Below are 24,138 nucleotides of genomic sequence, written 5' to 3'. Positions count from 1 at the left end.
AATTCCTTTCTAACATTAAAAACATTTTTATAGTCCGTATCTATTTTTATTATAGCTGAGGAAAGATGATATATGATAAAGTTCACTGTCTTTTCAAAATTAAAAAAGTATGGCGTTTAACCATACTTTTCTTTGCATATTTATTATTTCTGATAAAGATGATGTTCTTTAATATAGTCGTAACATGCATCAGGCAGAAGGTATCTTGGTTCTCCACCCATTGCCAATTCCTCTCGAATATAGGTAGAGCTAATTTCCATCGCTAAGCCCTTATCAATAAGATGGAATCGTCCATCATCATGATTTCTTAGGATAGGAGAACGGCTAATGGTGGATAGCATATCAATGCCATGTCTTGCCATCACAATAAATTTATTTTCTGCTATGAGCGCATCACCTTTTTTCCATAAGCCTGCACCAATGTCCCCTAATAGATCTGCACCCATAATAAAATGAACTTCATCCTCTGGGTGCTTTTCCCTAAAATATTTCATCGTATCATATGTGTAAATATTCCAGCCCTCTTGCTCCATTTCATAGGAATCTGCAATAAAACGCTGATCTTTCGCAATTGCTAGCTGAACCATATTCCAACGATGCATATCCTCTGTTTTGATTGTTTTATCCTTACGTTTACTTGAACACGGTAAAAAAATAACCTGATCTAACTTGCAACGGTGTGCAACTGTACTAGCTGTCCATAGATGAACATTGGTAATCGGATCAAAGGATGAACCATAGATGCCTATTCTCGCCATTAGTTTTCTCTGCTACTAAAAATATAAAAAATGTACATTTTTAAGGTTTTCCTACTTCCTTGTGTTAGCCGCTTGCTAGAACATTCCATAGGTAGTACGTTTAATTTAGCCAATCAATTCCCTACATAGTTTAGAGAAAGAGGCTAGCTACATGTTAAAAGTGCAAAAAATATTGGTGTGCAACCACTGCTAATTATTCACAGTACTCTCCTCGATAGTGATACACTGATCAGTCACTATCGAATTTGCATATGCTAATCGGCTATCTGTTAACCAAGTATTAGTTTTTGAACCCTTAAAATGTTTTTATTTATATTCGCTCTTTGTTTAGTAGCAGATTTTTCACCTCTCTTTTTAGCTGTTCGTATTCTTATGAAAAAGAGCGTTATCCACTTGCTAATATTCCTCTGTAAGCTGTTCATATCCTTTCTCTATCCTAATCTGCGGAATGTTTGAACAGGTCTGTTCATCATTTCTGTAAATACTTTTGGTTTGTATTAGGTCATAGTGACATTTCACTACATAATAATTACATGTTACTTATACAGCTTTTACTATACCGTAATTGAGAAAGCTAAAATATTTTACAGCCTTTATAGGAATCAGTAAGTCTAAAATACTAATATTTCCATTGAATTTTATGTGACATTCAAGGATTATACATTGCTAACTTACATCTATTCACATAAAATATTGAATTAATATCATACATAAAATATCTAAATTTTCAGATTAATAGTATAGAATGAGATAAATAAAGGACATTCCACTTCATAAAAAGTAATATTTTTACAACATTAAAACATTCATCCACTAGAATTACATAATGCTCTCTAACTAATGGTGACTCTCCCCCAAGATATAAGCAGTATTCACACTAAACCATTTATATATTTTCTATACAATAATAAAATGAAAATCCTCTCACGTTGAGAAGTTAATTGTGAGATTAGATTGTTTCACCCTATTCACTATTAGTTACTTGCCCACCCTTTAATTACCTATACATTTTTACGCTTTATCAATTGATTTAAGAAAGGACGTACTATTTATGAAAATAACGGCAAAAGTATCAATCGTATCAGCTATTATCCTGATTCTAATCATTACAATTCTGACATTCAATTCAACCATAAATATACAAAAGGTTATTAGTCAGCTAGAATCCTCTGAAACAAAAAATATCTCTATTGGTTTAAACAATGAAATTAAAAACCAATTCGATTTGCTAAGCATTGGAAATACGCCTATCATAAACAACCAAGAAATCTTAAAAGCTTTTGCTAATCGTGATCGAGAAACATTAGCGAACTTAACTTTACCTCTAATGAAACAATTAGAAGAGCAAGGAGTTAAACAATTTCAGTTTCATTTACCCAATGCCACCTCATTTTTTCGGGTTCATAGCCCTGAGGAATTTGGGGATGATTTATCCTCCTTCCGTCATACGGTTGTCAAAGCCAACAATGAACAAACAATCGTTGAAGGGCTTGAAGGTGGCGTGGCGGGGGTAGGATTTCGCTATGTTGTTCCTCTCTCCTACAATGGTTCATCTATAGGTACAGTGGAGCTTGGCATGGGCATTACAGAAGGCTTGCTAGAAAAATTTCAAGAAAATTATAGTGGGAATTGGACCTTATATGCTATAGAAAATGAAAGCTCCCAATTTATGCTTAGCACCGGTAAAGAAAAAGAATCCTCTATTCCTAAAGAAAATATTAATAAATTATTGAATGGGGAAGAAATAGAGTATTTGGACAACACAACAAAAATATTAGCATTTCCGCTAACTGATTTTTCAGGTAAAGTGAAATGGTATTTAGAAAGTGAAATCGATTATACAGCTATGATTACACAGAAAAATTCATATTTATACACAATCTTACTGGCAGGCATTATTATTAGTATCATTGGTCTTGCTATTGTATTTTTATTCCTTCGTCAAATTTTAAAACCACTCTCTATTATCTCAAGTGATGTGGAGCAAATTGCTGATGGGAATCTTACAATCGAACCAAAAACATATACCACCAAAGATGAAATTGGTATTCTATCTTCCAGCTTTCATAAAATGACATCTAATTTAAAAGCACTTATTTTAGGCATTCAACAAAAAGCACAGGAGTTATCTCAAAACGCTACCTCCATAAGTCACAATGCTTTAGAATCTAAGGAGGAAACGAATGAAATCGTACGCTCAATAACATCGATTAATGATAATACACAACAAGTAAAAGTAGCCTGTGAAGAAACGGCTAAGGCAGTAACTGAAATCTCGCGGGGAATCGTTCGTGTAGCTGATAATACAGCCAATATTGCAGAGGCAACGAATACGATGAATGACGTTACTACACAAGGAAGTAGCTCTGTTCAATCCGCCATTGGACAAATGGAGGCCATTCAGCAACATTCTATACAATTTGCCAATATTATTGGCGAATTAAAGGTAGATTCCGATGAAATTGGACAGATTATGCAATTAATTACAGGTATTGCAGAGCAAACAAATTTACTGGCCTTAAATGCGGCTATTGAAGCGGCTCGGGCGGGAGAAGCCGGCAAAGGCTTTGCTGTAGTTGCTGATGAAATTCGTAAATTAGCCGATCAAACTTCAAACTCTGCCTCTAAGGTACGTACGCTAATCGATGAAATTCAAACAAAAACTGAAGTTGCTGTTCAATCAATGGAATCTAGTAGTACTGAAATACAGGAAGGAACTCAGCTTATCTATAAAGTTGGCACATTGTTCACGACTATTCAGCATGCTGTACAAAACCTCTCAACAGATATTGATGATTTATCAGCGTTATCTGAGCAGATGTCTGCTGGCAGTGAGGAGGTTACAGCTTCTATACAGGAAATTGCCTCTATGTCTGTGCATTCTGCGGACTCATCTAGTCATGTAACAGTAGCTTCAGATGCCCAGCTAGCAACAATTGCCGAAATAGCCTTGGCTACTAAAGCATTAACCAATATGTCTCAGGAGCTTGAGAATAATGTGAATATTTTCAAGGTGTAATAAAGTGAATATTTATTCAGAAGTTTTTCCGGTCTTTGCTGAATGTTATCTTCACTAAACAAATTTTCATTTATCAATTGAAATAGAAATCCCACTATTAAACAGTCCCCCTTCAAAATAACATGTAAGGGGGATTGTTGCACTCCTGTAGGGTCCATAGACTGCTCATACACTTGCTCTATCGTATCATTGGTACGTTCTGCAAATTCTTATGATTCCTATGGCTTCATCGCTACATATGATTACTGGTCTCTGCCTGCCCTTGTCTTTTATCTGCTCAAAACGTTTTCCTTTATCGCCTGAATGCTTGCCATTTTATTGTCCCAGCAAGCCTGACTTAAATCGACAGGATATTCTTCTGGATTGAGCGTTCGTTTATACTCACACCATAGCAATTGCAAATTTTCCTTTACATATGCCTGTGTTTCTTGCAACGTCGGCTCCTGATAAACAATCTTGCCGTTTTCTATAATGCTTTCATGCAATTCAATTGCTGTAAAGTTTGTGACAAACTTACTAATATACGTATGAATAGGATGGAACATTTTCAAGCGTTGTATTTGCTGAATATTTTCCTCATCCAATGCAATATAGTCCCCTTCAGCATGACCATTCTCATTATTAATAATACGATATACACGCTTACGCCCAGGAGTTGTGACCTTTTCAGGATTACCCGAAATTTTCATCGTATCAACCATTTCGCCATCCTCGTTTTCAATAGACACTAATTTATAGACGCCACCAAGAGCCGCTTGATCATATGCTGTAATCAGCTTTGTACCAATTCCCCAAGCATTAATTTGAGCTCCCTGTGACTTTAAATGCATAATTGTATATTCATCTAAATCATTTGAAGCCATGATTTTTGCTTGTGTAAAGCCTGCATCATCCAGCATTTTTCTTGCCATCTTCGAAAGATACGCTAAATCCCCACTATCTAAGCGAATACCAATAAAATTAATAGTATCGCCTAATTCCTTCGCTACACGTATAGCATTTGGCACACCTGAACGCAATGTATCATAGGTATCTACTAAAAACACACAATCCTTATGTGCCGCTGCATATTTTTTAAATGCTATATACTCATCGCGATAAGCCTGTATCATCGCATGTGCATGTGTTCCTGATACAGGAATGCCAAATAATTTTCCAGCCCGCACATTGCTTGTAGCAGAAAAGCCACCAATATAAGCAGCACGAGTTCCCCAAATAGCCGCATCAAATTCATGGGCACGTCGAGTACCAAACTCCATCACTATTTCCTCGCCTATTACTTGTTTAATACGTGAAGCCTTTGTGGCAATAAGCGTTTGGTAATTCACAATATTTAATAACGGCGTTTCAATTAATTGTGCCTGTGCCAATGGTGCTTCGATTCGTAAAATTGGCTCATTTGCAAAGACTAGCTCTCCTTCCTTCATTCCTACAATTGTGCCTGTAAACTTCATATCCTGTAAATATTGTAGAAATTCCTCTGGATAGCCCCCTTGTTCACGTAAATATTGAATATCACTAACGGAGAAGCCAAAGTTTTTCATAAACTCGATCACTTTTTTCAAGCCTGCAAAGATGGCATACCCATTGTCAAACGGAAGTTTTCTAAAATACAGCTCAAAAATAGCCTTGCGTTGATGAATGCCGTCCTGCCAATAGGCTTGAGCCATATTTATTTGATATAAATCTGTGTGTAGCATAAAGCTATCATCTGTGTATGTCATGCCTATCCCTCCATTTGTCAATCAAATAACTGTCGCACCTAATGTATGCTCAAAATGACCTAATGCCCATTCATGTCCTAGAGGGTTAAAGGATGCAACAGCATTTTTATGAATAACAATATTAAATCCTTTATTATAAGCATCTACTGCTGTATGAAGAACACAAATATCTGTACAAACACCAATTAAGTGCAGCTCAGTAATGCCTCTTTCACGCAATTTTAGCTCTAAGTCTGTTCCTGCAAAAGCAGAATATCTTGTTTTATCTATATAGTAAACATGATCCTGCTCTTGATTTTCTTCATATAGTGACTGTAGAGCCCCATACAGCTTTCTACCTTTTGTCTCCCGAATATTATGCGGTGGAAATAGCTTTGTTTCTGGATGGTAAATATCTCCTTGTTCGTGAACATCTATCGCAAATACCGTAAAGTCCCCATTCATAATAAATTCCTTTGTTAATGCTACATTTGCTTGCTCTAATTGCTGTCCTGGCTCTCCACAAGTTAAAGCTCCATCCGTTGCAACAAAATCCACTGTATAATCAATATTAATCAATGCACGCTTTGTCATTGCTTCATCACTCCAATTCATTAATTAGTAATATATAAATTTCAAATTACTTATTTTAAAATAATGAGGAAAGACAGCTCTTTCCTAGTGATAAATGGATTCCACAATTTCGCAGTCATTAAATGTATATAATTGTGAAGGTCTAAATGAATTTCGCTTTGTTTTCTTTGGCTTCCCTTCCTTATCCAATACCTTATCAATAAAAGGTAATTTAGGAGCCTTTACAAAAAATACAGAGTCATTTGCAATTCGTGGATCTTTCCCAACGGTTAGCAGCACCCGTTGTAATTCAGATAACGTAAACTCTGATGGTAAAAAGTTTTTCGCAACAGTTGTTTGAATCATATCTCTTTTAATAAATGCCAATGCATCGGCAATAATTTGACGATGATCAAAGGCAAGCTGGAGTGTAAATACCTCCTCGATACCAAATAGCTCCACCTCAGCGGCATCATCATTCGCCTGCCGTTGCTCAATAAACCTTTCCGGCACAATTGCATAAAAGGCATTCGATATCATCCATCCACGAGGATCGCGTTCAATTTTATCGTAAACGCCAAAATGCTGTATATGCAGGCCTTCTACATTTGTTTCTTCTTTTAGCTCTCTTTTCGCAGCAATATAGCCTGTTTCCTTTTGGCTCGCATCTACAAAGCCTCCAGGCAATGCCCATTTGCCGCCTTCAATATTTGGATTGCCTTCAGCATCCTTTGCTGCACGCTTGATTAGCATAATTTTTAGCGTCATATTGGGTGGTGCTTTTTCTTCTTTTTTCTCTGACACAATTGTAAAAATTGCAATATCTGCTGTATAGCCATCAGGTGTTTGATATTTAGAAGAATCATAGTTCGCAAGCACTTCTTCTTCATTACGGAATTTTGCCATTATCTTACTCCTTTATTAAAACGGCATGAAGTAATTTGTAATTATATAATTACTATTTAATACAATAATAATCCTTGATCCTCATTATTGCAAGCTTTTAATAACTGTATTCAAAATAAACCAACCAACTGTTAATAAAAATGCTGACAATTGGTTGGTTTTTATGATTAAAGCATCTCTGAAGATGTTTTTGCTTGCATATGCAGCAGTAAATAGTCTGGGCCACCAGCTTTAGAATCTGTACCTGACATATTGAATCCCCCAAATGGTTGATACCCAACGATAGCTCCTGTACAGCCACGGTTAAAGTAAAGATTTCCAACATGGAAGTCTTCACGAGCCTTTTCGATATGCTCACGGTTATTCGTAATAACTGCACCTGTTAAGCCATATTCTGTGTCGTTAGCAATTTCAATGGCATGATCAAAATCCTTTGCCTTTGTGAAGCCAACAACTGGGCCAAAAATTTCTTCCTTCATAATTCTTGAGTCTGGAGAAAGGTCAGCAAATACAGTAGGTTGAATAAAGTACCCGATTGAATCGTTCCCTTCTCCACCTGTTAATAGCTTGCCCTCCTGCTTACCAATCTCGATATAGCCCATAATTTTATTATATGCACTTTGGTCAATCACTGTTGCCATATAGTTTGCATAGTCAGTTGGATCGCCTTGTGTTAATTCATTTGTTAATGCTACCACACGTTCCAACACTTGGTCATAGACATCTTCTACAACAACTGCACGTGAACAGGCAGAACATTTTTGCCCTGAGAAACCAAATGCAGAAGTGACAATCGACTTCGCTGCTAGCTCAAGGTCTGCCTCTTTATCAACAACAATTGTATCTTTTCCACCCATTTCGGCAATAACACGTTTGATCCAAATTTGTCCGTTATTAACTTTTGAAGCACGCTCAAAAATACGAAGACCAACATCACGTGAACCTGTAAAGCTAATAAATCTTGTATCTTTATGGTCAACAAGGTAATCCCCTACCTCCGCACCGCTTCCTGGTACAAAGTTAAGAACACCTTTAGGAAGACCTGCTTCTTCCATGACCTCAACAAATTTAGCAGCAATAATTGGCGTCGTTGAAGCTGGCTTTAATAATACTGTGTTACCTGTCACAATCGCAGCTACAGTTGTGCCAGCCATAATCGCAAACGGGAAGTTCCAGGGTGAAATAATAATGCCAACACCTAGTGGAATATAATCATAACGGTTAAATTCATTTGGACGACTTTGGACAGGTGCGCCATCTTTTATAAGAAGCATCTGCCGTGCGTAATACTCTAAGAAATCAATCGCTTCTGCTGTATCCGCATCCGCCTCTCTCCACGGTTTACCTGCTTCTTTTGTTAGCAATGCTGAAAATTCATGCTTACGTCGACGAATAATAGCAGCAGCCTTGAGTAAAACATCCGCACGAAATTCAGGCTTTACCTTTTTCCATGTTTTAAATGCCTTGACAGCTGCTTGCATTGCTTTTTCAGCTAGCTCTTGGTCTGCCTTTGACACACGCCCGATTACTTCTTTTTTATTAGCAGGATTATGGGAAACAATTTTATCCTTTGTTGTAATTCGTTCCCCACCAATGACTACATCATAATCTTGCCCTAAATATCCCTCAACTGTTTGTAAAGCCTTTGTATATGCTAAATGATTCTCTTCCACACTAAAATCAGTAAAAGGCTCATGCTTATATGCTATTACCATAATGACCTCCAGTATTTTTATCCCGATTAATCAGGTAGTTTGATTTGCTCCACTAGCAATCAGGGGAGAAGAGAATCCTCCACTGATTGAATGTGTACTTTCTTCACTTATCTTACCGATACTTCTAATTCTGTTAACAGCTGTTTCAATTCCTCTTGAAGGTCAGTCGAAGCATCCACTAATGGCACTGAAACTGAGCCAACTGGTACATTAATCATGTCTAATGCTGCTTTTACAGGTCCTGGATTGCCTTCTTTATATAATGACTTCATTAGTGGGAAGAACTTTTGATGTAATGCTACTGCTTCATCATATTTTTTCTCTTGAACAAAGTCATAAATTTGTACCCATACATCTGGAAGAAGGTTTGAGCTAGCTGTTATAGCGCCAGGTGCTCCTGCGATAAATGAAGATACCGCTCTGAAGTCTTCTCCACAAAGAACTGCGATTTTATCCCCAACTGTTTGAAGTAACTCAAGAACATCCCCAATATTATCTGAGCAAACTTTCATTCCTACTACATTTGGTACTTTTTCAACTACTTCTTTTACGACATCGTTTGCTAAATGAATACCTGTTTTGTAAGGAATGTTGTAAAGGATAATTGGCATATCTACACGTCTATCAAGTTCTTGATAATATTCGATAAAGCCTTGTCGTGTTGGGTTTACATAGTATGGTGTCACGATCATCACAGCGTCAGCACCAGCTTGTTTAGCATAGTTTCCTAATTCTACATTGTCACCTATTCCTGGAGAAAGTAAGCCTACTACCACTGGCACACGACCAGCTGATGCTTTGATTGCTACATCAATTGCAACTTTTCGCTGCTCCATAGTAAGCGCAGCATACTCACCTGTTCCTCCTAATACAAGTAAAGTATGAATATTATTATTCAGTTGATCCTCAATTAATTTGGCAAAGTTTTTTTGATCTACTGTACCATCCTGATGTAAGGGTGTTACTAATGCTGTCATAATTCCATTGTATTTCATAATTAAAACGCTCCTTTTAAATGTTATTTAGTATTTTATAGGCCTTTGCAGAGCCTAATACTTGCGGGTTTACTACATTTCTTGAAATTTTTCCATGTAACACAACGCCAACCTCTTGTGTAATCGATTCAGAGCATCTATCCTTCGCCTCTAATGTATCGCCACCGAAATGTGGTGTAAGAATAACATTGTCCAAGGCAAAGAGCGGGTTATCACTAGCTGGAGGCTCTTGCTCTAAAACATCCAATGCTGCACCAGCGATTTGCTTATTCACCAATGCGTGATAGAGTGCTTCTTCATCAATCAATGGCCCTCTCCCCAAATTAATGACATATGCTGAATTCTTCATTAACTCAAATTGCTTTGTAGAAAATGAATGATATGTACCCTTCGTCAGTGGTGCATGTAAGGAGATAAAATCACATATTGGAAGGTTCATATTTAAATCATTGATTTTCACAACACCATGTAGCTGCATTTCGGATTCTGTGACGAATGGATCGAATCCTAAAACATTGATATTAAATGCCTTTGCTTTTTTAGCTAAATCCTGTCCAACTCTGCCCATTCCTACGATTAAAAGCGTCTTTCCATTCACTTCCATCGGGAAATACGTTTCTCGATAATGCCATTCATTATTTCGAACTTTTGCATCACTAATTTTTAAATTTCTACTTAAAGCTAGAACGGACATCATTGCATGCTCCGCAACAGATGTATAATTGCTGGAAGGTGCATTTAGTACAACTACATCATTTTCTGTAGCACTTTGAACATCTATATGGTCTAGCCCAACACCATGCATCCCAACAACTTCTAGGGAAGGACAGCTTTCTAAAATCTTTTTTGTTATTTTCTCTGTTCTGACGATCACCGCATGTGCCTGATGTTCATTGATATATTGAATAATGGTTTCCTCTGAACCATGCGGTGCTAACACTACATTAAAGAGATTCGTTAAATACTTAACACCATTCGCTCGAATAGTAGGTTCAATTAATAGAACTGTTTTTGTCATGTAATTTCTCCTCTAAACACTCTGTTATAATACTTAGTATACTAAGTTGGCATAAAAAATATATCCTTTTAGGAATGGAAGTCTTCGTTTCTCAATACAAAGACTCCATTGCCTTTTATAATACTTTTGATAAAAATGCTCTTGTTCTTTCATGAGATGGGTTTGTAAATATATCTTTTGGATTTCCATCTTCCACAATATTACCCCCGTCAATATAGATCACACGATCAGCTACCTCACGCGCAAAGCCCATTTCATGTGTGACAATTACCATTGTCATTCCTTCTTGCGCTAGTTGCTTCATAACTCGTAAAACTTCACCAACCATTTCAGGGTCCAAGGCAGATGTCGGTTCATCAAATAGCATTACATGTGGCTCCATTGCTAACGCCCTTGCAATGGCAACACGTTGTTGCTGTCCACCTGATAAGTTCGTTGGATAAGCATCTGCTTTTGCTGCTAATCCTACTTTCTCTAGCAGTTCCATTGCCTGCTTTTCAGCTTCTGTCTTGCTTTTCTTTTTCAGCTTCATTGGTGCTAATGTAATATTTTCTAAAACAGTTTTTTGTGGAAATAGATTAAATTGTTGGAACACCATACCCATTTTTTGACGGAGCTTATTAATATCAACGCTTTTATCCAAAATATTTTCGCCTTCTATAATAATTTCCCCACCACTTGGCTCTTCCAATAGGTTCAAGCATCGTAAAAATGTACTTTTACCTGAACCAGAGGAGCCGATAATACACACAACCTCTTTTGCTGCAATCTCTGTGCTAATATTTTTTAAAACCTGTAACTCGCCAAAGGATTTTGCTAGATTATTTACTTTTATCATGAGATAACGAACCTCCGTTCCATCTTAGTTGAGATAAAGGAAACCGTGTAAATTGTGATAAAGTAGAATAATCCGACCATCGTTAATATTTCAAAGGATCTGAAATTCATCGCATAAATGGATTGTCCAACCATTGTTAATTCTGCAATACCGATAACTGACAGCATCGATGTATCCTTAATTGCATGCGTTAATTGGTTTACAAAGGATGGAATCATGCGTCGTACAGCTTGCGGTAAAATAATTAAAGCCATTGTTTGTGCATAAGAGAAACCTAATGATCTACCCGCTTCCATTTGACCTTTGCCGATTGACTCAATTCCTCCACGGAAAATCTCTGTGTTATAAGCCCCGATATTTAAACTAATGGCAATCAACCCTGCTGTAAAAGCAGAAAGATGAATATCTAAAGCTGTTGGTGCACCAAAGTAAATAAATAGTATTTGAATAAGTATTGGCGTACCACGAATAAGATTGACATAGATGGCTGCTGGATATCGTAAAACCGCGTACTTTGACATTCGCATAAAACAGGCAATAAGCCCAATTACAAGCGAGAAAACAATTGATAAAACAGATATTAATATTGTCATGTATAAGCCTTTTAATAGATAAGGCAGTGCGTCTACAATAACGTTAAAAGTTGTTTCCATACAAACACCTCACTTTAAATGAATCATTAACGAATCTTATTTACCAAACCATTTTTCATGGATTTTGTCATACTCACCATTCTCCTGAACCTTTTTTAAACCATCATTGATTTTATCAGCTAGCTCTTTATTTCCTTTTTTCACCGCAAATGCATGCTCATCCACTGTCATATGCTCGCCAACAATTCGGAATTTTACATTGTCCCCATCTACAGCTAATCGATAATCTACTGTTGGAGAATTTAATACAAGTGCATCTGCATTTCCGTTCTCTACATCTAAATACAATGCATCAGTTTCTTTCAATGGCTTCGCTTGTCCACCATATTGCTCTGCTAATTTCTTCGCTTCTTCATATGTCGTAGAACCCTGTGTCGCAACAATTGTTTTACCTTTTAAATCCTCGAAAGATTGAATGGAACTATCGTTTGCTACAGCAAGCACTAGACCTGATTCTAAAAAGATATCCGTAAAATCTACTACTTCTTTTCGTTCTTCGCGTATTAAAATGGAAGAGGCAATATCTACCTGATTAGATTGTAAGCCTGGGATAAAACCATCAAACTTCATTTCTTTAAATTCAAGTTCTAAATTTTCTTCCTTTGCAACCGCTTGCAATAAATCGTATTCAAAACCAGTTAATTTACCATCCTGTTTAAAAATAAGTGGTGGATAATTATTTAAAGCAGCTACGCTTACTTTTTCTACACCATCCGCGCTCTTATCATCGCTATTACTACACCCCACAAGACTCATGGATAACAATCCAACCGTCGCTAATAAAAAAAGCAATTTTCTCATTTTAAACATTTCCTCATCCCCTTTGTTCACTTTTTTCTAATTCTGATAATACGGAATAATTAGATATTAAAATATAATACTAAGAATGTCAACATCTTATAATACTAAGTATTATATTAAGTTCCATGCTCATTTTGCCAACTTTCATCGTTCCATTGGCTAATTAGTCTATTAGAACTTAAAATAAGAGTAATATTTCCAATTATCTGTATTTATATAGAATATATTCAAGTCCATAGGCTCCTTATTTTTTGCATAAGATATTCTTGTTCCTTTTAATACAGCTGCCGTATCGGAAATTTGTAGAGCACCTGCAATATATGGTGTCGCAATAACAGCCTCGATTTCATCCTCTACCTCCACAATATCCACATCCATTTTCTCTTTCAGCAACTGTTGTACGGAGGAAATCGTTGTATTATCTTGATAGATGTCCGCAGAAAGTACAGGGCGAATATAGTGCTCTAAGAAAAACATGGGCTGATTATTTAAATAGCGAATTCTTTTTAAATAGATGATCTCTGTCTCTTCCTCTAGTTTTAATAGCTTAGCAAAATGGGGATTGACCACCTTTTTCACTTCAATTGTTTTAACAGATATCTTTTCCCAATCATTTGAATAATGATTTCTAAAGCCCGACATGCTCGTCCATGTTTGTTTTGGCTGTTGGTTGCTCACAAAAGAGCCTTTCCCTTGCACCCTATGAATAAGCTTATCATTTTCAAGCTGCTTCAATGCATTCCTTACAGGTGTACGGCTGACGTTGAACATTTTCTCCAGTTCAGCCTCAGAAGGTAAAATATCGCCCACTACATATGTGCCTTCCACGATTTTTTCCTTAATTGAGTCATAAATTTTTTGATAGGCTGGTTTCGTTTGAATAATCATCTACCCCACTTCTTTTTAGAATATAATACCCTATAATTCATTATTTTTACAAATACTTATAATACTAAGTATACATTTAACTATAACCCTATCTTCAAATATGTGAAGACTTTTCCTCTAAATAGTCTTAATTTATTTAAAGTGTATAACCTCATTATAATTATTTTTTGATTTCAATCACCAAAAAATATATAGCCCCCCCATTCGACAATAATGGGGGGGAAATTGTTAATTTATTTGTCAACAATTTTATACTGATTGAGCAATCTCTCTCTTTTTCAATGCTCTTGTTCTACTAGAATGCCATTTTGCACAACGATGCGACCATTTTTAATGACCGTATTTGTATGATTCATTCCGTAGAAATATTGTAATTGCTTATAGTTGGCAACGTCTAATAGAATAACGTCCGCCTGTTTATCTGCCTCAAGGGAGCCTATTTGTGCGCCCCGATTAATTGCATAGGCTGCATTAATCGTTGTTGCAGTTAATACCTCCTCTAAGGTCATGCCCATATGCATACAAGCTAAATTCATAATAAACGGCAAGCTCATTGTTGGTGACGAGCCTGGGTTAAAGTCCGTTGAAATAGCTACAGGTACACCTTCATCAATCATCAGACGTCCTCTTGCAAACGGTGCACGCAGGAAGAATGCAGTTCCCGGCAATAACACAGCAATTGTACCCGCTTCAGCCATTTGTTGAATGCCTTCATCAGAGGCTACTAATAGATGCTCTGCTGAAATAGCACCTACCTCTGCGGCTAGCTCCGCTCCTTTATAGGGCTCGATTTCATCCGCATGAATTTTTGGTGTTAAGCCAAGTGTTTTCCCAGCCTCTAAAATACGCCGTGATTGCTCGGGTGTAAATACACCCTTTTCACAAAATACATCATTAAACTCAGCCAATTCTAGCTCTACCACTTTCGGTAGCATTTCTTGAATCACAAGCTCAACAAAGTCATCCTCACGCCCCTTATAGTCACGTGGTACAGCATGGGCACCCATAAAGGTGCTGACAACCTCAACGCTATGTTTTTCCTGCAATTTTTTGGCGACCTCTAGCTGCTTCTTTTCGGTTTCCCAATCTAAGCCGTAGCCCGATTTTGCCTCAACGGTTGTCACACCGTGCTTTAAAAATACATCTAAATGCTGCATTGTTTTTTCATATAATTGTTCAAAGCTTGTTTCTCTTGTACACTTTGTTGTGGCATGTATACCGCCGCCTGCATTCATAATTTCCATATAGGTTGAGCCGTTGAGTCGCATATTAAACTCCTGCTCACGTGTTCCCCCATGCACTAAATGCGTATGACAATCCACCAAGCCAGGCATCACAACCTTACCAGCAGCATCCACAAGCTCTGCATTTTTTATGAGATCAGGGAAATCTGCGACAAGCTGCTCAAAGGCACCAACAGCTACAATGCGGTTATCCTCTATTAACACACTGCCATTTTCTACAATGGCAATATCTCGCATCTGCTCCTTTGTTCGAGGCCCTTGTACATGGCTTTTTAATGTAATTACTTCATTGGCATTTTTTATTAGAATGGTCACTTCACATCATCCTTTAGCATTGGTATATGGACCCCTTTGTTTTTCGCAGTATGAATAGCAATATCATAGCCTGCATCAGCATGGCGGGCAACACCTATTCCAGGGTCAGAAACTAATACACGAGCAATTTTTTCAGCAGCAAGCTTTGAGCCATCTGCTACCAACACTTGACCTGCATGCTGAGAATATCCCATACCTACACCACCGCCATGATGTACACTTACCCAGCTTGCACCACTCGCTGTATTAACTAATGCATTTAAAATTGGCCAATCCGATACCGCATCTGAACCATCCAGCATACCCTCTGTTTCACGGTTTGGTGATGCTACTGAGCCTGAATCTAAGTGGTCACGACCAAAGACAATCGGTGCTGATAAGTCACCATTCGCAACCATTTCATTTACTTTTAAAGCAAAACGATGACGATCACCATAGCCTAGCCAGCAAATACGTGCAGGTAGCCCTTGCCATTTCACCATTTTTTGCGCCATATCAATCCAGTTGACAAGACCCTCGTCTTCTGCAAACATCTCCTTTGCCAGTGCATCTGTTTTATAAATATCCTCTGGATCTCCTGAAAGTGCTGCCCAACGGAATGGTCCTTTTCCTTCACAGAATAACGGACGAATATACGCTGGTACAAAGCCTGGGAAATCAAAGGCATTTGTCACACCCATTTCCTTGGCATAGGCACGAATATTATTGCCATAGTCAAATACCTCTGCGCCCGCCTCTTGGAACGCTAGCATTGTACGCACATGCTCTGCCATTGTTTCCTTTGCCCTACGCTCATATGTTTTTACATCTGTTTTGCGCAGTTCTAATGCTTCTTCAAAGGTCATACCATTTGGAACATAGCCATTAATCGGGTCATGTGCAGATGTTTGATCCGTCACAAAATCTGGAATAATACCACGGTTCAGTAGCTCACGATTAACATCTGCACAGTTACCAACAAGACCAATCGAAGCTGGCTCTTTTTGATTACGTAATTTATCAACTAATGCAATCGCTTCGTCCACAGTTTCCACGAGGTAATCACAGTAGCCTTCTTTAATTTTACGTTCAATGCGGGTACGATCTACCTCAACTACTAGAATCACAGCGCCTGCCATTTTTCCCGCTAAAGGCTGTGCACCGCTCATGCCACCCATACCACCTGTAAGAATAAATTTCCCACGTAAATCCGCAGTGCCAAATACCTTTTTACCCGCTTCTACAAAGGATAAATAAGTTCCCTGTAAAATGCCTTGAGCACCGATATAAATCCAGCTACCCGCAGTCATTTGACCATACATCATTAAATCTCTGTCCTCTAATTCATAGAAGTGATCCCAAGTTGCCCATGCTGGGACAAGGTTTGAGTTGGCAATCAATACACGAGGAGAATGCTCATGTGTACGGAATACCGCTACAGGCTTCCCAGATTGGATCAGCAATGTTTCATCATTCTCTAACTTTTTTAACGAAGCAATAATTTGTTCATAGCTTTCCCAATTACGGGCGGCCCTGCCAATTCCCCCATAAACAATTAGCTCATCTGGATTTTCTGCTACTTCAGGATCTAAATTGTTCATCAGCATACGCATTGCCGCTTCCTGTGTCCAGCCCTTGCATGTTAATGTATTTCCCCGTGGTGCACGAATATTTGTTGTTATTTTCATACGCCTATCCCCTTTAATATTATTTAGATAATTCCACTAAATCATTACTATCTAGTAAATACTGTGCTAGTGCTTCAATTTCCTCGCCAATTGGTTGATCTGCTAGTAATGGTGGGCAGTATTCACGTATCTTCTCTAAATACTTGCGTGTTGTTGGAGATAATTCGTCTTCAGCCTTATCTAAATAGATAGCCTGCGATGCACAGATCATTTCAATGGCTATGACACGAGCAGCATTGTGAACAATCTGACGTACTTGACGAGCAGAAGTTGTTCCCATGCTCACATGATCCTCTTGGTTACCAGATGTAGGAATTGAATCTACACTAGAAGGATGTGCCAGCACCTTATTTTCTGACACGATGGATGCTGCTGTATATTGAGCAATCATCAGCCCACATTCAAGCCCAGGATTTGTTGCTAAAAATGGCGGTAACCCCTCATTTAACTGAGGATTTACCATTCGCTCTGTACGACGCTCTGAAATATTTGCCCACTCACTGACCCCAACCTTTAAAAAGTCCATTGCTAAGGCAATCGGTTGACCATGGAAATGTCCACCTGACAGCACCTCACCATTTTCTAAAACAATTGGATTATCCGTTGTCGCATTCATTTCTGTTTGTACACGATTTTCTGCATAGAAAAATGATTGCCAAGAAGCTCCATGTACTTGTGGGATACAGCGCAGTGAATACGCATCCTGCATACGAATTTCTCCTTGCTGTGTGACGCGTTTACTATTCTCAAGCCACTTACGAATCCGTCCCCCGACAAGCTCTAATTCTGAATGTGGTCTTACTGCTAAAAGCGCTGGATCAAATGCCGATATAATACCTTTTAATGCTTCAAGCGTTAAACTAGCCGCCATATCGGCAGCAAGTCCAATACGTTCAGCTTCATTGACTGTTAATACACCAATACCTGTCATTGCCTGTGTACCATTGACGAGTGCCAGCCCTTCTTTAGCTTGAAGTCGCACAGGGGAAAGTCCTGCCTGCTGCAATGCCTCACTACCAGTCATTACTTGCCCGTTAAATTCCGCCTTGCCTTCACCCACTAGTACTAAGGCCAAATGTGATAATGGCGCTAAATCACCACTCGCTCCAACAGAACCCTGTGACGGTACAATAGGATGAACCCCTTTATTAATAAACTCTACTAATAGCTGCACCGTTTCCTCACGAATACCTGAAAATCCTCTAGCTAAAGCATTCACACGCAATACCATCATGGCCCGCACAACATCAGTTGGGAATGGCTTGCCAACCCCTGTTGCATCTGAACGTAATAAATTCAACTGTAGAAGTTCAATGTCCCCTTCTTCAATTTTGATATTGCTCAGTTTACCAAACCCTGTATTGACACCATAAATCGTTTGCCCTTCTGCTAAACGCTTCTCAATGCGTTCCCTGCTTAAACGAATACGTGCCACACTTTCTGTAGACAAGGCAACCATTACATGCCCCTTTACAATTTGTTCGATTTGCTGTCTTGTTAATGTATTGCCATCAAGCTCGATGATTGACTTCACATGACATCCCCCTGTTTCTTATATGGCTATATAAAAATTTTTATTAAGCGCTTTCGCATACATTTAAAAATAATTCATTACTCTATTTACATTGTACTAACTCCTTTTTTCGGAATATAGAGAATTTTAAAAGGGGAAATATAATTTTTTTCAGATTTCTATGTTATTTTTAATAATATAATCGTACTTTTATCCAAAACTAGAATATTTTAAGGAAAGGTGAGGTAGATGAGGCTACTATTAATTGATCGAGATTCTACGGAACTCTCAGGAATAAAGTGGTTTTTACATACATATTTCCCTGGCGATATTGTTATTGAAATATGTACAACTATTTCAGAAATATCCCAAAGCATTCAACAATGTAAGCCAGATGCCATTCTTGTAAATATCGACTTATTTTCTAAGCAACGTCTGACTGCTCTTTATCGCGATGTACAACAGCTTGCTATTGCGATTTTAGCCATGACAACAGAGCCTTTATTTAAAAATGCACTAAAGGCAATTGAATTACAAGTAGCGCATCTTTTTGTAAAGCCGATTGATTTAGAGGTATTAAAGCAACAGCTGACAGCTATTTCACTTCGCACACCACAGTTTATGGAATATGCGCAGGAAGCTACAAATGAAACCTTTTACTATCAATTATTTTTAGATCATAAATCCAGCTCTATTGAAACAGAGATTATCTTCACAATGATTGAGCCTGAGCATATTGAAGCCTTTCATAAGCTCTATAGCTGGCTTCAACAAACACCTATTCATTTTCATATGAGAAGCTATCCGTTATCAGATAAAATAGTATGCCTTTTCCAAACAGCTGATCTTAAAATGGTAGAGAAGGATGTACGAACATTGATGAAGGAATGGCATGTCATTAGTAATAGCTCTTTAAATATAGGTATTTATGATGGTGCACCAGCAACAATCAAAAATATGTATACATTAACAAAGCGTGCACTTCATCAAAGCTTTTATGAAGGCTTTGGGCAAATTTTTTATGCTAGCAAACAATTTGAAGCACAGCCTTTCGATCCCTTATTAACACCTGAGGAGCAGCAATTATTAATAAGTAGCTTAGAGGATGGTAATTTGGAGGCTGTAAAGGCATTTTTGTATCGTCTGGCGAATGAGGGCATTTATTATGAGCAAGATGATTTACGCATTCATCTCACAAGTGTTTTAGCACAAATTCGACGTTTTATGTTGAAATATAAATTACATGAAAAAGCAGCGGTAGAGCAAAGTTATCGTCAACTATTTCACTTAATCATTGAACATCCTATACTATATACCATTCTCAATGGCATCATTTCCTTTACACAAAGATTAATTGAATTAGCTGGTGAGGCCCGCATGGAAAAAAGAGCTGATTATGTGGAACTTGCTGTAGAAATCATTGATCAGCAATTTAAGGATAGTGCTCTTTCTCTACCATATGTTGCACAGAAGCTTGGCATTAGCCCTAATTATTTAAGTACCATTTTTTCAAGGAAGCAAGGTCTACCATTTAAACGTTATTTACAGCAGACAAGAATCCATCATGCTACAAAAATGCTTGTAGAAACAGATTTTGCAATTAGTGAAGTCGCTCAATTAAATGGCTTTGATGACCCTAATTATTTTATTAAAATATTTAAACAGCAAGTTGGTATAACGCCTAATCGCTATCGAAAAGCAATCTACTAGCGCTATTAGTAATTTTCAATTAGTTTGTTTTATTTTCAATAGCGTTTTTTATAATACTAGTTATTATTTATAAGCTTCTTTCATTCTTTCTATAAAAATTTTTATAATGTCATTCAAAATTACTGATAATAAGGTAGAAACTATGTATAAAGTTTCTCCTTTCAACATATTATTATAGTTTACCTTTAAATATATAAATTCTTTAACGATAATTATTATAATGTACTAGCAATTCTAGTTTATATTTGTTATAGTTATAGACGAAGCGTTTGATTCACATTTTTTTCAGGAGGTAAACTAATATGACAAATGCAAATGATCGTAGCCGTCGTTTTACAACAGCAGGTGGTGCTCCAGTAGTAAGTAACCATGACTCTATGTCAGCAGGTCCACGTGGCCCTCTTTTACTTCAAGATGTATGGTTGGTTGAAAAGCTCGCAAACTTCAACCGTGAAGTAATTCCTGAGCGTCGCATGCACGCAAAAGGTTCTGGTGCTTTTGGTACATTTACTGTAACGCATGATATTACAAAGTATACGAAGGCAAAAATATTCTCAGAGATTGGTAAGAAAACAGAAATGTTCGCTCGCTTCTCTACAGTTGCTGGTGAACGTGGTGCTGCAGATGCTGAGCGTGATATTCGTGGCTTTGCTCTTAAGTTCTATACAGAGGAAGGTAACTGGGATTTAGTAGGAAATAATACACCTGTCTTCTTCTTCCGTGATCCATTACACTTTACAGATTTAAACCACGTGGTAAAGCGTGACCCGCGTACAAATATGAAAAACGCTAATTCCAACTGGGATTTCTGGACTTCATTACCAGAAGCTCTTCACCAAGTCACAATCGTTATGTCTGATCGTGGTATTCCAACTGGCTACCGCAATATGCATGGATTTGGCTCTCATACGTATAGCTTTATCAATGCTGATAACGAACGTGTATGGGTAAAATTCCACTTCCGTACAGAGCAAGGCATTAAAAACCTAACAGGTGCTGAGGCTAATGAAGTTATTGGCCAAGATCGTGAATCTTCACAACGTGATCTCTATGATGCTATCGAAAAAGGCGATTTCCCAAAATGGAAAGCGTACATTCAGGTAATGACAGAGGAACAGGCTCGTGAATTACCTTATAATCCATTTGATTTAACAAAGGTTTGGTATAAAAAAGACTTCCCATTAATTCCTGTAGGAGAATTCGAGTTAAATAAAAACCCGGACAACTACTTTGCAGAGGTTGAGCAAGCTGCATTTGCACCATCTAATATTGTTCCTGGTATTAGCTTCTCACCAGATAAAATGCTACAAGGCCGTATCTTTGCATACGCTGATGCACAACGCTACCGCCTTGGTGTAAATCACTATATGCTACCTGTTAACGCACCAAAATGCCCATTCCGTACATTCCATCGTGATGGTGCTATGCGCTTTGACGGCAACCTTGGTTCAACTTTAGGTTATGAGCCAAATAGCTATGGTGAATGGGAGCATAATTTAGACTATAAAGAGCCTGAATTACGCATTGATGGTCATGCAGGTATTCATGACTTCCGTGAAGACGATAACAATTACTTTGAGCAACCAGGTAAGCTATTCCGTCTAATGACTGCGGAAGAGCAACAACGCCTGTTTGAAAATACAGCAAATGATATGGCTTCTGTTGAAGAATTCATCAAACGCCGCCACATCCTTCACTGCTATCTAGCTGACCCAGCATATGGTGAAGGTGTCGCAAAAGCGATGGGTCTTTCATTAGAAGGTATGGATCTTACAAACCCATATGTAAAACAACCGACAAACGTTTAAGATTCCACTTATTATTGATATCCAAATCCAACTTTTACTCCATGTGAATACTATATTCACATGGAGCTTTTTTGTATGAAAAGGACTTGTGTCAAACGAAATCAACACAAGTACTCTTCCCTTATTGATAAATCTGACTACCTGCTTTTTTAAATTCCTCGGCCTTTTCCTTCATACCTTGATGGATCGCCTCAGTAGTATTCAAATCCTTATCCTTAGCATAATTACGAATATCCTGCGAAATTCGCATACTACAGAATTTAGGGCCACACATCGAACAAAAATGTGCTGTCTTTGCCCCCTCTGCTGGCAAGGTTTCATCGTGATATTCCACTGCACGCTCAGGGTCTAATGATAGATTAAATTGATCGCGCCAACGGAATTCAAAACGTGCTTTAGACAGTGCATCGTCTCGTTGTTGCGCACCAGGATGTCCTTTTGCTAAATCAGCCGCATGTGCAGCAATTTTATAAGTGATAACGCCCACGCGAACATCCTCTCGATTCGGTAAGCCAAGATGCTCTTTCGGTGTCACATAACAAAGCATCGCTGTACCAAACCACCCAATCATCGCTGCGCCAATGGCTGAGGTAATATGGTCATAACCCGGAGCTATATCTGTTGTTAGGGGGCCTAATGTATAGAAGGGCGCTTCCTTGCAGACCTCTAATTGCTTGTCCATATTTTCTTTAATCAGATGCATCGGTACATGACCCGGCCCTTCAACCATCACCTGAACATCATGTTTCCAAGCAATTTTTGTTAGTTCGCCTAGCGTTTCAAGCTCTGCAAATTGTGCCTCATCATTGGCATCTGCAATTGAGCCTGGGCGTAAACCATCACCTAAGGAAAAAGCAACATCATAAGCTTTCATAATTTCACAGATTTCCTCAAAGTGCGTATAAAGGAAATTCTCTTGATGATGATATAAACACCACTGAGCCATTATAGAGCCTCCACGAGATACAATGCCCGTTACACGATTTGCTGTAAGCGGTACATAGCGTAAAAGAACACCTGCATGAATGGTGAAATAATCCACACCCTGCTCGGCTTGTTCAATGAGAGTATCACGATAAACCTCCCACGTTAAATCCTCAGCTACGCCATTTACTTTTTCTAAAGCCTGATAAATTGGCACTGTTCCCACCGGCACCGCAGCATTTCGAATAATCCATTCTCTTGTTGTATGAATATGTTTACCAGTCGATAGATCCATAATGTTATCTGCACCCCAGCGCGTTGCCCAAGTCATTTTCTCCACTTCTTCTGCAATGGACGAAGATACCGCAGAATTCCCAATGTTTGCATTGATTTTTACATGGAAATTACGACCGATAATCATTGGCTCCGCCTCAGGATGATTAATATTAGAAGGCATTATAGCTCGCCCTGCTGCAATTTCAGACCGAACAAATTCAGGTTCCATATTTTCTCGGATAGCTACAAACTCCATTTCAGGTGTAATAATGCCATTTTTTGCATAATGAAGCTGTGTTACATTTTTACCTTTTTTAGCACGTAAAGGCTTTCTCGCCAATTCGGGAAAAACATTTTCTTGAATACGCGGGTCATCAGCACGACGAAAGCCATTATCCTCCGGTTTAATCGTACGTCCCTCATATTCTTCAACATCCTCCCGTTCTTCTATCCATGTACGTCGTAAGGCAGGCAACCCTTTTGTAATATCTACCTGATAAGCTGGGTCTGTATAGGGCCCACTTGTATCATATACTCGCACAGGAGCATTTTCCTCATCCCCAAAGCTACCAGTTGTTGGGCTTAATGCAATTTCACGCATAGGTACTAAAATATCTGGACGTGATCCTTCCACATATACCTTTTTGCTCCCTTCAAAGCTGGACATAATCATCATGTTCTTTTCACTAATTGCTGACATAAGCTACTTCTCTCCCTCAAATATATTTGGATACAAGGACCGAATCTAGCTCACCCCAACAAAATAAATAAAAGCCGAATCCAAAATAATCATTTGGATCCGGCCGTCAATGTA

The 24,138-nt window shown here is 38.2% G+C and carries 18 protein-coding genes and 1 pseudogene; 3 read left to right on the top strand and 16 right to left on the bottom strand.

Annotated features, from left to right (window positions below; genetic code table 11):
* Positions 1 to 143: 143 nt before the first annotated feature.
* Positions 144 to 758 carry a nicotinate-nucleotide adenylyltransferase gene (gene nadD / locus MHB44_RS01535; RefSeq protein WP_341301307.1) on the bottom strand — a complete coding sequence of 205 codons (615 nt, stop codon included), beginning with the start codon at positions 756 to 758 and terminating at the stop codon, positions 144 to 146.
* 228 nt (positions 759 to 986) lie between these two features.
* A pseudogene (locus tag MHB44_RS01530) lies at positions 987 to 1,114 on the bottom strand (transposase); the annotation flags it as partial.
* A gap of 695 nt (positions 1,115 to 1,809) precedes the next feature.
* Between MHB44_RS01530 and MHB44_RS01525 the strand changes: the two are divergent.
* On the top strand, positions 1,810 to 3,777 hold the full coding sequence (locus MHB44_RS01525) for a methyl-accepting chemotaxis protein (protein WP_341301306.1): 1,968 nt from the start codon (positions 1,810 to 1,812) through the stop codon (positions 3,775 to 3,777).
* A 269-nt stretch (positions 3,778 to 4,046) separates the two neighbouring features.
* Here the strand turns inward: MHB44_RS01525 and MHB44_RS01520 are convergent, their stop codons facing one another.
* The 13 genes from MHB44_RS01520 to hutH form a co-directional block, all read right to left on the bottom strand.
* Positions 4,047 to 5,501, bottom strand: coding sequence for a nicotinate phosphoribosyltransferase (locus MHB44_RS01520; RefSeq protein WP_341301305.1), 1,455 nt, complete (start codon positions 5,499 to 5,501; stop codon positions 4,047 to 4,049).
* Positions 5,502 to 5,522: 21 nt separating this feature from the next.
* Positions 5,523 to 6,074 (bottom strand): isochorismatase family cysteine hydrolase, encoded by a 552-nt coding sequence (locus MHB44_RS01515; RefSeq protein ID WP_341301304.1) that lies wholly within the window; start codon positions 6,072 to 6,074, stop codon positions 5,523 to 5,525.
* An 84-nt stretch (positions 6,075 to 6,158) separates the two neighbouring features.
* On the bottom strand, positions 6,159 to 6,959 hold the full coding sequence (locus MHB44_RS01510; protein ID WP_341301303.1) for an NUDIX hydrolase: 801 nt from the start codon (positions 6,957 to 6,959) through the stop codon (positions 6,159 to 6,161).
* A 167-nt stretch (positions 6,960 to 7,126) separates the two neighbouring features.
* Complete coding sequence (pruA, locus tag MHB44_RS01505; RefSeq protein ID WP_341301302.1) at positions 7,127 to 8,674, bottom strand: L-glutamate gamma-semialdehyde dehydrogenase; 1,548 nt, start codon at positions 8,672 to 8,674, stop codon at positions 7,127 to 7,129.
* A 107-nt stretch (positions 8,675 to 8,781) separates the two neighbouring features.
* Entirely contained in the window at positions 8,782 to 9,669 is an 888-nt protein-coding gene (dapA, locus tag MHB44_RS01500) for a 4-hydroxy-tetrahydrodipicolinate synthase (RefSeq protein WP_341301301.1), read from the bottom strand.
* Positions 9,670 to 9,685: 16 nt separating this feature from the next.
* Positions 9,686 to 10,687 carry a hydroxyacid dehydrogenase gene (locus tag MHB44_RS01495; RefSeq protein WP_341301300.1) on the bottom strand — a complete coding sequence of 334 codons (1,002 nt, stop codon included), beginning with the start codon at positions 10,685 to 10,687 and terminating at the stop codon, positions 9,686 to 9,688.
* Positions 10,688 to 10,802: 115 nt separating this feature from the next.
* Positions 10,803 to 11,525: an amino acid ABC transporter ATP-binding protein gene (locus MHB44_RS01490; RefSeq protein WP_053993443.1), complete on the bottom strand. Its 723-nt coding sequence runs from the start codon at positions 11,523 to 11,525 to the stop codon at positions 10,803 to 10,805.
* Positions 11,522 to 12,178: an amino acid ABC transporter permease gene (locus MHB44_RS01485; protein ID WP_340803968.1), complete on the bottom strand. Its 657-nt coding sequence runs from the start codon at positions 12,176 to 12,178 to the stop codon at positions 11,522 to 11,524. Before MHB44_RS01485 ends, MHB44_RS01490 begins: the two co-directional genes overlap by 4 nt.
* Positions 12,179 to 12,214: 36 nt before the next feature.
* Entirely contained in the window at positions 12,215 to 12,988 is a 774-nt protein-coding gene (locus MHB44_RS01480) for a transporter substrate-binding domain-containing protein (protein ID WP_341301299.1), read from the bottom strand.
* 162 nt (positions 12,989 to 13,150) lie between these two features.
* Positions 13,151 to 13,867 carry a GntR family transcriptional regulator gene (locus MHB44_RS01475; RefSeq protein ID WP_341301298.1) on the bottom strand — a complete coding sequence of 239 codons (717 nt, stop codon included), beginning with the start codon at positions 13,865 to 13,867 and terminating at the stop codon, positions 13,151 to 13,153.
* Between the two features lie 278 nt (positions 13,868 to 14,145).
* Positions 14,146 to 15,426, bottom strand: coding sequence for an imidazolonepropionase (hutI, locus tag MHB44_RS01470; protein ID WP_341301297.1), 1,281 nt, complete (start codon positions 15,424 to 15,426; stop codon positions 14,146 to 14,148).
* Positions 15,423 to 17,093, bottom strand: a complete 1,671-nt coding sequence (gene hutU, locus MHB44_RS01465) for a urocanate hydratase (protein WP_341301296.1) — start codon at positions 17,091 to 17,093, stop codon at positions 15,423 to 15,425. The genes hutI and hutU overlap by 4 nt, the downstream gene beginning before the upstream one ends.
* A 19-nt stretch (positions 17,094 to 17,112) precedes the next feature.
* A complete protein-coding gene (gene hutH / locus MHB44_RS01460) occupies positions 17,113 to 18,627 on the bottom strand; it encodes a histidine ammonia-lyase (protein ID WP_341301295.1) in 1,515 nt (504 codons plus the stop codon).
* Positions 18,628 to 18,855: 228 nt separating this feature from the next.
* Here hutH and MHB44_RS01455 point away from each other — a divergent pair, with 228 nt between their 5' ends.
* Together MHB44_RS01455 and MHB44_RS01450 are read left to right on the top strand one after the other, a co-directional pair.
* Entirely contained in the window at positions 18,856 to 20,316 is a 1,461-nt protein-coding gene (locus MHB44_RS01455; protein ID WP_341301294.1) for a helix-turn-helix domain-containing protein, read from the top strand.
* Between the two features lie 302 nt (positions 20,317 to 20,618).
* Positions 20,619 to 22,124 carry a catalase gene (locus MHB44_RS01450; RefSeq protein ID WP_341301293.1) on the top strand — a complete coding sequence of 502 codons (1,506 nt, stop codon included), beginning with the start codon at positions 20,619 to 20,621 and terminating at the stop codon, positions 22,122 to 22,124.
* A gap of 121 nt (positions 22,125 to 22,245) precedes the next feature.
* Here the strand turns inward: MHB44_RS01450 and thiC are convergent, their stop codons facing one another.
* On the bottom strand, positions 22,246 to 24,024 hold the full coding sequence (gene thiC, locus MHB44_RS01445) for a phosphomethylpyrimidine synthase ThiC (protein WP_341301292.1): 1,779 nt from the start codon (positions 24,022 to 24,024) through the stop codon (positions 22,246 to 22,248).
* Between the last annotated feature and the right edge of the window lie 114 nt (positions 24,025 to 24,138).

Origin of the sequence: Lysinibacillus sp. FSL H8-0500 (assembly GCF_038051955.1) — a bacterium.
Taxonomy (GTDB): domain Bacteria; phylum Bacillota; class Bacilli; order Bacillales_A; family Planococcaceae; genus Lysinibacillus; species Lysinibacillus macroides.
The sequence above is the reverse complement of the archived record's forward strand: the minus strand, read 5'-3'. Positions and strand labels throughout refer to the sequence as shown.

Coding starts and splice junctions, on each gene's coding strand:
- nadD (WP_341301307.1), bottom strand. CDS start 758: ATGGCGAGAATAGGCATCTATGGTTCATCCTTTGATCCGATTACCAAT.
- MHB44_RS01525 (WP_341301306.1), top strand. CDS start 1,810: ATGAAAATAACGGCAAAAGTATCAATCGTATCAGCTATTATCCTGATT.
- MHB44_RS01520 (WP_341301305.1), bottom strand. CDS start 5,501: ATGACATACACAGATGATAGCTTTATGCTACACACAGATTTATATCAA.
- MHB44_RS01515 (WP_341301304.1), bottom strand. CDS start 6,074: ATGACAAAGCGTGCATTGATTAATATTGATTATACAGTGGATTTTGTT.
- MHB44_RS01510 (WP_341301303.1), bottom strand. CDS start 6,959: ATGGCAAAATTCCGTAATGAAGAAGAAGTGCTTGCGAACTATGATTCT.
- pruA (WP_341301302.1), bottom strand. CDS start 8,674: ATGGTAATAGCATATAAGCATGAGCCTTTTACTGATTTTAGTGTGGAA.
- dapA (WP_341301301.1), bottom strand. CDS start 9,669: ATGAAATACAATGGAATTATGACAGCATTAGTAACACCCTTACATCAG.
- MHB44_RS01495 (WP_341301300.1), bottom strand. CDS start 10,687: ATGACAAAAACAGTTCTATTAATTGAACCTACTATTCGAGCGAATGGT.
- MHB44_RS01490 (WP_053993443.1), bottom strand. CDS start 11,525: ATGATAAAAGTAAATAATCTAGCAAAATCCTTTGGCGAGTTACAGGTT.
- MHB44_RS01485 (WP_340803968.1), bottom strand. CDS start 12,178: ATGGAAACAACTTTTAACGTTATTGTAGACGCACTGCCTTATCTATTA.
- MHB44_RS01480 (WP_341301299.1), bottom strand. CDS start 12,988: ATGTTTAAAATGAGAAAATTGCTTTTTTTATTAGCGACGGTTGGATTG.
- MHB44_RS01475 (WP_341301298.1), bottom strand. CDS start 13,867: ATGATTATTCAAACGAAACCAGCCTATCAAAAAATTTATGACTCAATT.
- hutU (WP_341301296.1), bottom strand. CDS start 17,093: ATGAAAATAACAACAAATATTCGTGCACCACGGGGAAATACATTAACA.
- MHB44_RS01455 (WP_341301294.1), top strand. CDS start 18,856: ATGAGGCTACTATTAATTGATCGAGATTCTACGGAACTCTCAGGAATA.
- MHB44_RS01450 (WP_341301293.1), top strand. CDS start 20,619: ATGACAAATGCAAATGATCGTAGCCGTCGTTTTACAACAGCAGGTGGT.
- thiC (WP_341301292.1), bottom strand. CDS start 24,024: ATGTCAGCAATTAGTGAAAAGAACATGATGATTATGTCCAGCTTTGAA.